Source organism: Streptomyces sp. NPDC056160 (genome assembly GCF_042268205.1).
In the GTDB taxonomy this organism is placed as follows: domain Bacteria; phylum Actinomycetota; class Actinomycetes; order Streptomycetales; family Streptomycetaceae; genus Streptomyces.
Genome location: NZ_JBHJUW010000034.1, coordinates 37,150 through 48,346, shown reverse-complemented (window position 1 = coordinate 48,346; position 11,197 = coordinate 37,150). Strand labels below are relative to the sequence as shown.

The window sequence follows — 11,197 nt, the reverse complement described above, 5'->3', positions numbered from 1 at the left end:
CTGACCCGACTGAACGGGCCGGCGAACGGGGGGCAGTACATCGTGATCAAGCCGGAGGAGATTCCGCAGTTCACAGGTGATCTGGGGCTGTTGGAGAAGGCGTACGGGGATCTGAAGGCGGACGCGGGTCATGTCCGTGACGCGGGCCGGGATGTGCACAACCGGTTCCAGGGGCTGTCGGCGTATTACAGGGCTCCGGAGGCGGAGCAGTTGTTCGCGTCGACGAAGCCGGTGAGGGACCGTGCGGACACGTTCGCGTCGGGTCTGGAGTCGGTGTCGGGTGCCCTGTCGGGGTATGCGGCGGAGATCCGCCCGCTGGTGAAGAAGCTCGAGGATCTGAAGCGGGAAGCCACGACGTTCGTCGATTCCGTGAAGGACGATGACGACTGGCAGTACGACGGTGGCAAGGTCGGTCATCACAACCGGATCCGGGATGAGATCACGAAGACGGTGGCGGCGTTCTGGGCCGCGGAGCGGACCTGTCACAACAAGATCACCGCGTTGTTCCACGGTACGCAGATGGTGGCGGGGGACGGTTCGGACCGTAAGGACCAGTACGGGTTCGACGCGGCTGATCTGAAGAACGCGAAACTCCCCTGGGGTGACCCGGTCGAGGAGAAACACCACGCGTGGGAGGTCGGGCACTGGATCAAGTCGTTCGTGTGGGACGGCCTGATCGTCGACGGTGTGTGGGGCACGATCAAGGGCCTGGGCACGCTGGTGGGGTTCGGCGGCTGGGAGGCGATGGGCCAGGCCTGGAAGGGCCTCGCCCAGCTCGCGACCGGTCTGGTGATCTCCTCCCTTCCCGGGGTGGGGACGCTGTTCTGGGCGTTGCCGGACGACAAGCTGCCGTCCTGGTTCCGTGATTCGCGTACCGCGATGAAGGAGACGGGCAAGGCGCTGGTGGCGTGGGACGAGTGGGGCAAGAACCCGGCCCGCGCGGCGGGTGCGGTCACCTTCAACGTCCTGACCACGGTGTTCACGGGTGGTGCGGGCGGCGCGGCGTCGGGTGCGGGCAAGGCGGGCGCGGTCGCGAAGGCGTTGTCGGTGGCGGGCAAGGCGGGCAAGGTCATCGACCCGATGACGTATGTCGCCAAGGGCGCGGGCGCCGGCCTGTCGAAGATCGGGGACATCAGCAAGGCCCTGAAGGGCATGGGAAAGATCGACATCCCCAAGCTCCCGGAGAACGCGATCACCCTGCCCAAGGGCTCGGTGAAACTCCCCGACGGCTCCTTCCACCTCCCCGAGGGCGCGTCGGTCCCGCAGGGCGCGACGAAGCTGCCGGACGGCAACTTCAAACTCCCCGACGACGTCCCGGTCGTCCACGAGGGCGCACACCCCCTGCACACCCCCGAGGGCACCGGGCAGGTGTACGGGCACCCGGACGGCCACATCGTCGACGGCAACGGCAACATCCTCATCCACGCCGACGAACTCAACCCCCCGGGCGCCGGCACCGGGGCGGGCTCGGACCTCCCCCCCACCCCGGCCCCGGTCAAGGAACCCGCCCTGGTCGGCGCAGGCGCCCACACGGCCGCCGACACCGCAGGCCACGCCGGCGAACACATCCGCCTGGGCCACAGCCTCGACACCGACCTCGGCGACACCGGCCGCGTCGGAGACGACCTGTCTCCCGCGCACCACGGGGACAGCACCCCGGGCAACCCAGCGGACCACTCCCCCGGCGGCCACGCGGGCGACCACATGCCCCGGAACGACCTCAACAGCCCGCACCACAACGGCCACGAGCACACACCGTCCACGGGCGGCAGCCACCCGGAAAGCTCGACCGCCACCGAACACCATGGTGGCACCGGAGGCTCGGACGACCCCGGCACAGGCGGCAGCCACCACGAACCCCTGTCAGCCGGCGGACCCCACCCAGGTTCCTTCGACGACAGACTCAATGCGAGTGACAACACAGACGCTGCGGAGCGCGGGGCGAGTGAGGGCACTGCGCACGGCTCCCAAGACCACCAGCACGAGCCGACCATCGAGGAAAGAAAACGGCTACAGGACGAGCACGTTTGGAAGGCCAACAACGACCCAGAATGGCGCGAAGAAAACTACGACAAACGCGGCCACCGGCTCGACAAAGACAAAATCGTCGACGGCGTCGAGTTGCCCATTCTGAAACAAATGCCCGATGGGAGCTTCATCGCCAAGTACGACATGCCTCACGGCCCGTCTGAGACGAGGTTCGGACGGACGCCACTCGGTCGAGACACGGTCGACCCAACACACCTTCCGGACCTCGACAAGATAGCGAAGGATCGATTCAGCGGTATCGAGCTGTCAAGGGCGGAGAAGACTCACGCCGAGCACCTGTCCTTCGAGACGCAGAAGGCTCTTGATGACGCGCAGGACGCATTCGACAAACAGCTGAACGGCGAGCCGAACAACAGCAGGCTGGGAGAGAGACTCGGAGAAGCTGCGGCCCGGTTCCACGTAATGCCGAGACTGTTCCCGGACGCCGAGTGGATCGAACTACCCAAGACACCCAACGGTGCCAACATGTTCGACGATTTGTACAAAATCGACGACGACGGAAACTATGCGGTCGTCGAGGAGAAGGCACCGACTGCATCCCTGGAGTGGCGTGACGGCGTCGGGGACATGGCTCAGGGCATGAGAGTCAAACAGGGCACCAAGCCCTACCTCCACACGATTCTCACCTTGATGTGGAGACGGGGCGGCAAGGACAGGACAATCGCTGAAGCTCTCTTCGACGCACTCGACGAAGGGAAGCTGCAGTATGTACTGGTGCAGGCAACCGAAAACACCGGGGCCTACGCTGGTGCCGTACTGGAGCACCTCGACATATAAGGCAGGAGATCGTCAGTGGTACAGCGCGTGCCTCGCCATGACTTCCCGGTGGTTGACGTTCGGCAGGACATGGCATCGATGGTTGCCAGCACGAACCGCGTGATCGACCGCCTTGAGCGATCCGAGATGTCACGCGCTCGTGCCCTGGAGGTGACGTTGACCGTGGCCAAGTCGCTCTGCGCGGAGGACCCGGACGTCGGGAAGTTCGCGACCTGGGAGGCGTGGATCACGGCCATGCAGGTCGGCTCCGCGCTCTTCACGTCCGCGACCGCTTCCGCGGGTCCGGTGGCCTGCCGCATCGGCGTCGACGGCGAGGTCAGGAATCTTCCGGCCACCGGCCCGCAGTTCTACCTGAACGCGGGTTCATGGGTCACCTCCTGGTACCTGGCCACGATCTGTCGCGAAAACAGCCGTCTGGAGCAGCTGGCACGCGTTCCCGTGTCGTTCCTGCGGCAGTCCGGCGCGGAATTCGACGAGTACATGTACGACTGGGTGGAGGCTCTGCAGAACTTCTGGCAGGGTCGGGCAGAAGTCATGTGGGACAAGGTGGTAGCCGCAGTCAACAAGACCGACCCCGACGTTGCACATATCGCCGACAGGGACCTCCTCCTCAAGATCCTTTACCCACCGCTCGAACTTTTCCATCTTTACCAGCGCCGAGAAGTCGAGCGGTTCAATGAGACGTTGGCAAATTCCCTTACATGGCACAAGGAGTACTGGACCGCCTCCGAGGAACGAGCCCAGAGCACTGATGGTCTCGTAGCACTTGCCCCACTTGCGCTCGCGTGCATGGCTCGTGACGCCGACTTCCCCATCGACGTGGAATCCGAATACCTGCCCAAGGAACTCCTCCAGTTCGGCTGGGTGGGCGAAGTCGAGTCGTGAGCATCTGTCCGCGACCGGACGGCTTCAGGAGAAGGTGTTGGTCTTGAACGTCCCCCGCCACCCGTTGCCCACGGAGCACGCGGAAGAGGGCATCACCATGCTCCAGGAGGACACACAGGAGCTTGTCGACGGTCTGGAGGAGGACTCCACCGATCTGGGCGAAGCCCAGCAGACCGCACTCATCCTGGCCAGGTCGCGCTGTCTGCTGGATCCGCGGGCGTCGACTTTTCCCACATGGGACGCCTGGGTGACCGCGATGCAGCTCGGCTGTGCCGTGTTCGCCGCCGCGACCACGACCGAGAACGTTGTTCAGTACCGCATCGCACACAAGGAGCGCGCGCTCAAGGCCACCGGACCGCAGTGGTACGTGACCCCTGGCGCATGGATCAACGCCTTCTACCTGGCCGTGGTCTGCCGGGAGAAGGAGCGGATCACCGCACTGTGCCAGGTGCCCCTGTCCCTGCTCCGCGAGAACGGTGCCCGGTTCGAGGAACACCACTACGCCTGGATCGACACACTGCAGACCTACTGGCTCGGCGGCCAGGACCTCGACAAGAAACTGGTCACCGCGGTCGACAACACCGGCCCCCAAGTCGTCGCCGATCCGGAGACGGTGAACAAACTGCTGTACCCACCGATGGAAATGTTCCACCGCTTCATCCGCGGTGACCGCGATGGTTTCGACCGTGCCCTCACTCAAGCCCTTCAGTGGCACAAGGAATACTGGGGCGAGGAGAGTCGGGCTGCCCAGGCCTCGGGCTTCGTCGCCCTCGCCCCCCCTCGCCATCGCCTGTATCGCGCACGACGCGGGCATGCCCATCGAGGTCGAGTCCGAGTACCTGCCGATCGCCCTCCTGGGTCGGAACTGGTGCGGCGAGTTCCCCACCTGACAGTGGCCCCGCAGGATGGAGGAGTCCTCGGGCGATGAGGAATCCAGTGACCACTGCCCGGATCAATCGTCATGAGTACCCGACCAACGAAGTCCCGGACACTCTCGACGCCCTCGGTGAGACGGTGGACTGGCTCCTCGACGAGTTCGCCGACTCTCCTGTCCTGCGTCCCCAGGCACTGAGCACACCGCTCGCCCTGGCGCAGCAGCGCTGCGCGATCGATCCGCAGGCCGTGAAGTTCGAGACCTGGGAGGCGTGGGTCACGGCCATGCAGACCGGGTCCGCGCTCTTCGCCGCGGCGACCGCGCCGACGGGCGGCACTGTCACCTGCCGAATCAAGGAACGGGAACGCGTCCTCCCCGCAACCGGACCCGAGTCCCATCTGAACGCGGGGACGTGGGCCACCGCGTTCTACCTGGCGATGATCTGCCGCGACAACGACCGCCTGCGCCGGCTGGCCGAGGTGCACGTCGCCTTGCTGCGTGACTCCGGCGCGGTGTTCGACGAGTACGTCTACTCCTGGGTGGGTGCGCTGCAGAGCTTCTGGCTCGGCCGTCAGGATGTGGGTGACAAACTCGTCGCGGCTGTCGACGGCACCAGCCCGGAGACGCTGCGGTACACGGACGCGGACCTCATGTCGAAGATCCTCTACCCTCCGATGATCCTGCTCCACCGCGTCATCCGCCGCGACGCCGCCGAGTTCGGCAAGGCGTTGGCCGACGCGCTGCGCCAGCACAAGACGTACTGGACCGCTGACGAGGGCCGTGCGACCAGCGCCGACGGGCTCGTCGCCCTCGGCCCGCTGGCCATGGCCTGCCTCGCCCGTGACCAGGGCATCGCTGTGGAGGTCGAGCCCGAGTACCTGCCCAAGGCGCTCCTGGAATACGCCTGGATCGGTGAGATCGTGTACTGACATGTCACCGCGCCGCGAGCCCGTGGAAGCGAGGGCGTGCTTCCCCTGCAGGACCGGGCTGGCGGCAGGGTAGGGGTTGTCCCCTCCCGCTCACCATCGAGGTGTTCGTTCAAGGGAAGCAAGTGGTTACCCGTACACGCATTGATCGCCATGAGTTCCACCCGGACGACGACGCGGCAGAACTGATTACGCCGATCGCCAAGAGCGCGAACGACGTCCTCGTTCACCTGGAGACGTCCGAAGACGACCGCTACGACGCCCTGCCCACCACTCTCACCCTGGCGAAGTGGCATTGCCTGACGGATCCGACGGCCAGCTCCTTCCCGACCTGGGAGGCATGGGTCACGGCGATGCAGGTCGGTAGCGCGCTGTTCGCCTCGGGCACAGCGGCACAAGGAGGCCCCGTCCCGTGCTGTATCGGCAGCAGGGGCGAGGTGAAGCGACTCCCCGCGACCGGACCCCAGGACTACCTGCATGCCGGGAACTGGCTGACGTCCTTCTACCTTGCGGTGATCTGCCGGGAGAACGACCGGGTCGATCAACTGGCGCAGGTGCCCGTCTCCTTCCTGCGCGAGTCCGGCGCGGAGTTCGACGAGTACGTCTACGCCTGGGTGGAAACACTCCAGCACCTCTGGTTCGACCGGCAGGCGACCTGGGAGACCCTCGTCACCGCCGTCAACGGCACCACCCCACAGCACGCCCGGATCGCCGGCCCGGAACTCATGCTGAAGATCCTCTACCCGCCGCTCGAACTCTTCCAGCACTACCTGCGCCGCGAGTCGGAACAGTTCAACGCGACTCTGGTCGACGCCCTCACCTGGCACAAGGAGTACTGGACCGCGAACGAGGCCCGCTCCCTGAGCGGCGAGGGTCTCGTGGCTCTCGCTCCACTCGCCATCGCGTGCATGGCCTACGACGCCGACATGTCGATCGAGGTCGAATCCGGGTACATCCCGAGGGCCCTGCTGAAGCGCTCCTGGGTCGGTGAGTACGACACCTGAGCTACGCACTGGGCAGGCTCGGGTGAGTCCGAGCCTGCCCGCTGTCCTCGTCAAGCCCGGACAGATCCGGAGACGAGTGGAGGTTTTGTGCCACGGCGGGGAAGTCGGTGGCGCGCGATCAAAGTGGCAGGCTGGCGCAGATCCTCCACTCGACTACGACTCGCACCAACGACCGGGCCCTTCAGTCGCGCCTACCCCGCATCCAACTCGCACCAGACCACCTTCCCCCTGTTCCCCTCCCTGGACAGAGGCTGCCACCCCCACAGGTCGGCGCAGGCCTTCACCAGCGCCAGGCCTCGCCCTTCCTCCAGCTCGGTCACCTGCCCCCACGGCACAGGCGGCTCAGGCGGGGCGGGGTCGGCGTCCCACGCGCCGATCCGCAGCACGCCCGCCGACCACCGCACGCGCAACGCGGCCGGCCCCTTGGTGTGCCGTACGGCGTTGGACACCAGCTCGGCGGCGAGGAGTTCGGCGACGTCGACCAGTCGGATCAGGCCGTACATGGTGAGGATCAGCCGCAGGGTGCGGCGGCTGATCGTGACGGCGCGCAGATCGTTGGGGATGTAGAGGCAGTACTCCCACGAGGGAGCGGCGGGGGGCTCAGTGCCGGTCTCGGGCATGGGGCGACTCCAGTCGTCATGAAGGGTGAGTGCGGCCGACGGGCGGTGGCCTGCCGCAGCCGTCGTGGCAGGACGGAGCGGTGCGCTTCCGGCATCCCGGGTTCCGCAGCGTGTGCGTCGCGTCACTGAACGTAGAGAGCCTTGCGCATCAACGTCGGTGGTCGCGTCGCATCACGGGCGCAGCTCGCTCGCATCCGGGACCTCTCGGAAGCAGCCCGTGTCACGGCGCGAGTCATTCCGTTCGCCTTGGACGACTTCGCCGATGCAGCAGCAGCCATGGTCTACGCGGGCGGCGCGGTGCCACGGCTGGACACCGTGGTACGGGACGGCCCACACGGCACAGTCTTCATCGACTCCGAAGCGCAACTTGCCGTCTTCCGAACGCTCTTCCGTAGAGTGAAGGCCGTATCACTCGACCCCCAGCGATCGCGCGACCTCATCCACCGGCTGACGAAGGATCTGTGAGGCAACCCAATGGGCACACCTGAGAACTGGCGGAAGTCCTCCTACTCCGGCGGCGGCGACGGCAACGCCTGCGTAGAGATCTGCCACCGTCCCGCCCGCATCGCCGTCCGCGACTCCAAGACCCCGGCCGGCGCCGTCCTCGCCTTTCCCGCCGGGGCCTTCACCGCCTTCGTGGACGCCCTCAAGGTGGGAACCCGGTCCGCGGGCCCAGGGCCCTGCTGAACCGGTCCTGGGTGGGCGAGTACGACACCTGAGCGCGGGCGTCGGACCTGCGCCGGGGAAGCCGGCGCCCAGGGGTTCGCGGCAGGGGACGAAGGAGTGGCGTCACCGGATTCCCGGTCCGATGGTGGGGCCCAGCGCCACAAGTCTGTCGGTGTGGACCACGGAGTGGGAGAGGAGCGGTCCGAGGGATAGGCGAACGGCCCGGCATGCTCGTGCATGAGCAGGAGCACCCCTCCCGCCGACAGGAGAGAGATGACGATCAGCACCAGGCCGACGGGGTTGTTCGGGTTGTACTCGTAGCGATTCGTCCCCAACTTGCTCCGCTCGAACACGGGTTCGTCGTCGTCGAGGCGCATCCTCGGACCCTACCTCCGAGGCGACCTGCTCGCGGGCGCCGTCGGCTACGGCTCATCGCGTCACGTAGCGCTGTGGAGGGCGAAATCCTGCACCCAAGACGCCCGGCCACCCGAGGTCGTCCGAGGACGGCCGAGGCCGTCCGGGTCGGGGTCAGAACAGGCTCAGCAGCGCCTCCGCCGGGTCCGTGAGGGGGTTGTCGCCGCCGGGGAGGGGGAGTTCGAACCACACCGTCTTGCCGCGGGGAGTGCGGCGGGAACCCCAGGCGGCGCTGAGGAGGCCGACGAGCTGGAGGCCGCGGCCGCCCTCGTCGGTGTCGCGGGCGCGGCGGCGGCGGGGCTGGACCAGACCGGAGTCCCAGACCTCGCACACCAGGGTGCGGTCCAGGAGCAGGCGCAGCCTGATCTCGCCCTCGCCGTAGCGCAGGGCGTTGGTGACCAGTTCGCTGACCAGGAGTTCGGTGGTGTCCACCAGCGCCTCCAGGTCCCAGGCGAGGAGCTGCCCGCGGGCGTACTCACGGGCGCGGCCGACGCTGCGCGGCTCGCGGGGCAGGGTCCAGTCGCCGACCGACTCGGCGGGCAGGCCCTGGACGCGGGCCATCAGCAGGGCGATGTCGTCCTCGCCGTGGTGGCTGCCGAGGGTGTTGAGGACGTGGTCGCAGACGTCCTCCAGGGGGAGGTTCGGGTCGGTGAGCGCGCCGACGAAGGCCTGGAGCCCCTCGTCCAGCGGGTGGTCGCGGGACTCCACCAGGCCGTCGGTGTAGAGCGCCAGCAGGGCGCCCTCGGGGAGTTCGACCGTCACCTCCTCGAACGGCTCACCGCCCACCCCGAGCGGCAGGCCGGGCGGGACGTCCAGCATGAGCGCCTGTTCGCCCGGTTCGACGAGGACGGGCGGCAGGTGGCCCGCGTTGGCGAAGGTGCAGCGACGGGTCACGGAGTCGTAGACGGCGTAGACGCACGTGGCGAGGTAGACCTCCGACAGGTCCGCCTCCCGTGGCCTGCGGGCCGCGCGGGTGGCCTGCTGGACGCCTCCGGGCGCGCCGAGGCCGCGGGCGATCTCGTCGAGCTGGGAGAGGACTTCGGCCGGTTCGAGGTCGAGCAGGGCCAGCGTGCGTACGGCGGTGCGCAGTTCGCCCATCGCGACGGCGGCGCGCAGCCCGCGGCCCATCACGTCGCCGACGACCAGCGCGGTGCGGTGGCCGGGGAGTTCGATGACGTCGAACCAGTCGCCTCCGACCTCGCTGGGCCTGCCGGTGGCCGCGTTGCCGGGCAGGTAGCGGCAGGCGATGTCCAGGCCGGACGCCTCCGGATCGCCGGGCGGCAGGAGGGAGCGCTGGAGGATCAGCGCGCGCTCGTGTTCGCGGCGGTAGAGGCGGGCGTTGTCGATGCAGACGGCGGCTCGTGCGGCGAGTTCCACGGCGAGGTCGCGGTCACGGTCCCCGAACGGTTCGCTGCCCTTGGTCCGGGAGAACTGCGCCAGTCCTACGACGGTGTCGTGGGCGACCATCGGCACGGCCAGCGTGGAGTGCACCAGGCCGCCGTCCTCGCCGGGCACGATCTGCGGGCGGGCGGTGCGCAGGGCGTCCGCGCAGCGCGAGTTGAAGGCGTAGTGGTGGACCGCGCCCAGTTCGACGGGTGCGCCGGTGGCGGACAGGGGGGCGCCGGAGACCGCGCTGGCGAAGGCGACGCGGCGCAGTTCGGCGCTGCCGTCCGCGAGGCCGGGCGGGGTCTCGTCGCCGGCGAGCAGGCCCTGGTAGAGGTCGACGGTGGCGAGGTCGCAGAAGCCGGGGACGACGACGTCGAGGAGTTCGCGGGCGGTGGTCTCCAGGTCGAGGGAGTTGCCGATGCGGGCGCCGGCGTCGTTGAGGAGGGCGAGGTTGCGCCGTGCGGCGGCGGCTTCGCGGGCGGCGGCCCGGCGCGCGGTGATGTCGGTGCCGAGCCAGGCGATGCCGATGGGGCGTCCGCTGCCGCTGTGCACGCGGTAGAGGTTGACGGACCAGTGGCGGCGTTCGTCGGAGCCCGGTACGAAGCCGGTGACGTGCATGTCCGTGATGGACTCGCCGTCCTCCAGGACCCGGCGCAGGGTGGCCGAGAGCCGGTCGGCCTCGGCCCGGGGCAGGTAGTCGTGGACGCTCTTGCCGCGGTGGTCGTCGGGGGTGCCGCCGAAGATCGAGGCGAACCGCTGGTTGGCGCGGCGGATCCGCAGGTCGGGGTCGAGCAGCAGGAAACCGAACGGGGATTGGCCGAAAATCGCCTGCGAGGCGGCGAGGTCGGTCTCGATGCTGCGCAGGGTGCGGACGTCGACGACGATGCAGACGGCGGCCTTGTCGCCCTCGGCTGTGCGGGTGGGCATGACGTACACCTCGGCGAGGCCGCGGATGCCGCCTCCTGCGCGGCCCCGGCCGCCTGGGCCACGCGAACGGTCCGCCCCGCGCTGTCCCGTACGGCCGCCCTCGGCGCGGGTCCGTCCGTCGTCATCCTCCGGGTCGGGGAGGCGGAACGGTACGACGCCGGTCCACTCGCGTCCGTCGAGTATCTCGGCCATCTTGCGCTGGCCCTGCTCGCGCAGGTCGGAGTCGATGAACGCCTCGATGGGGTCCATGCCGACGGCACGCTCGGCCGGAATTCCGAACAACTGCTCGGCCCGCAGGCTCCACTGGTCGACGTGCCCGTCGGGGCCGATGGAGAAGGACGCGACCTTGATGTAGTCGTAGATGGAGCCGGGCGGACTGCTCTGCCACATCGCGTCCACGGGCGGCTGCCCCTCGACCCCTGCGGGCCCGCCGGCGGCCTCGCCACCCGCGGACCCCGTCCTCGCGCCGTCCGACGGGTCCTCGGACTCCGTGGCCTTCGCTGGTATCTCGCTCACGCGAACCGTCCCCTCCAGCTCACCGCGTCCGGTACCGGTCACCGGGGGCGGCTGCCCGCAGTATCCAGCACTACGGCGCCGCGCAACACGGTGTTCACGATCACAGGACCATCCCGATGCATTTTGGTCCGCCCCGGTTCGTCCTGTGACAAC

Annotated in this window: 8 protein-coding genes and 2 pseudogenes; 8 read left to right on the top strand and 2 right to left on the bottom strand. The window is 68.2% G+C overall.

The window, feature by feature from the left end:
* Positions 1 to 42 precede the first annotated feature (42 nt).
* The 6 genes and pseudogenes from ACFC02_RS15470 (at position 43) to ACFC02_RS15445 (ending at position 6,515) form a co-directional block, all read left to right on the top strand.
* The gene (locus tag ACFC02_RS15470) at positions 43 to 2,826 is read left to right on the top strand and encodes a hypothetical protein (RefSeq protein WP_376356723.1); all 2,784 of its coding nucleotides are present in this window, start codon (positions 43 to 45) and stop codon (positions 2,824 to 2,826) included.
* 15 nt (positions 2,827 to 2,841) lie between these two features.
* Complete coding sequence (locus ACFC02_RS15465) at positions 2,842 to 3,711, top strand: immunity 49 family protein (RefSeq protein ID WP_376356721.1); 870 nt, start codon at positions 2,842 to 2,844, stop codon at positions 3,709 to 3,711.
* 97 nt (positions 3,712 to 3,808) lie between these two features.
* A pseudogene (locus tag ACFC02_RS15460) lies at positions 3,809 to 4,426 on the top strand (immunity 49 family protein); the annotation flags it as partial.
* Complete coding sequence (locus ACFC02_RS15455; RefSeq protein WP_376356766.1) at positions 4,386 to 4,601, top strand: Imm49 family immunity protein; 216 nt, start codon at positions 4,386 to 4,388, stop codon at positions 4,599 to 4,601. The pseudogene ACFC02_RS15460 and the gene ACFC02_RS15455, both read left to right, overlap by 41 nt.
* A gap of 34 nt (positions 4,602 to 4,635) precedes the next feature.
* Positions 4,636 to 5,514, top strand: coding sequence for an Imm49 family immunity protein (locus tag ACFC02_RS15450; RefSeq protein WP_376356719.1), 879 nt, complete (start codon positions 4,636 to 4,638; stop codon positions 5,512 to 5,514).
* Positions 5,515 to 5,636: 122 nt separating this feature from the next.
* Positions 5,637 to 6,515 carry an immunity 49 family protein gene (locus tag ACFC02_RS15445; protein WP_376356717.1) on the top strand — a complete coding sequence of 293 codons (879 nt, stop codon included), beginning with the start codon at positions 5,637 to 5,639 and terminating at the stop codon, positions 6,513 to 6,515.
* A gap of 191 nt (positions 6,516 to 6,706) precedes the next feature.
* On the opposite strand, the gene ACFC02_RS15440 is transcribed toward ACFC02_RS15445, so the two are convergent.
* Entirely contained in the window at positions 6,707 to 7,135 is a 429-nt protein-coding gene (locus tag ACFC02_RS15440; protein ID WP_376356715.1) for an ATP-binding protein, read from the bottom strand.
* A gap of 138 nt (positions 7,136 to 7,273) precedes the next feature.
* On the opposite strand from ACFC02_RS15440, the pseudogene ACFC02_RS15435 reads away from it, so the two are divergent.
* Both ACFC02_RS15435 and ACFC02_RS15430 read left to right on the top strand, forming a co-directional pair.
* A pseudogene (locus ACFC02_RS15435) lies at positions 7,274 to 7,600 on the top strand (Scr1 family TA system antitoxin-like transcriptional regulator); the annotation flags it as partial.
* A 9-nt stretch (positions 7,601 to 7,609) separates the two neighbouring features.
* Positions 7,610 to 7,822 carry a DUF397 domain-containing protein gene (locus ACFC02_RS15430; RefSeq protein ID WP_376356713.1) on the top strand — a complete coding sequence of 71 codons (213 nt, stop codon included), beginning with the start codon at positions 7,610 to 7,612 and terminating at the stop codon, positions 7,820 to 7,822.
* Positions 7,823 to 8,329: 507 nt separating this feature from the next.
* Here ACFC02_RS15430 and ACFC02_RS15425 read toward each other — a convergent pair.
* Positions 8,330 to 11,044, bottom strand: coding sequence for a SpoIIE family protein phosphatase (locus tag ACFC02_RS15425; RefSeq protein ID WP_376356711.1), 2,715 nt, complete (start codon positions 11,042 to 11,044; stop codon positions 8,330 to 8,332).
* Positions 11,045 to 11,197: the final 153 nt, after the last annotated feature.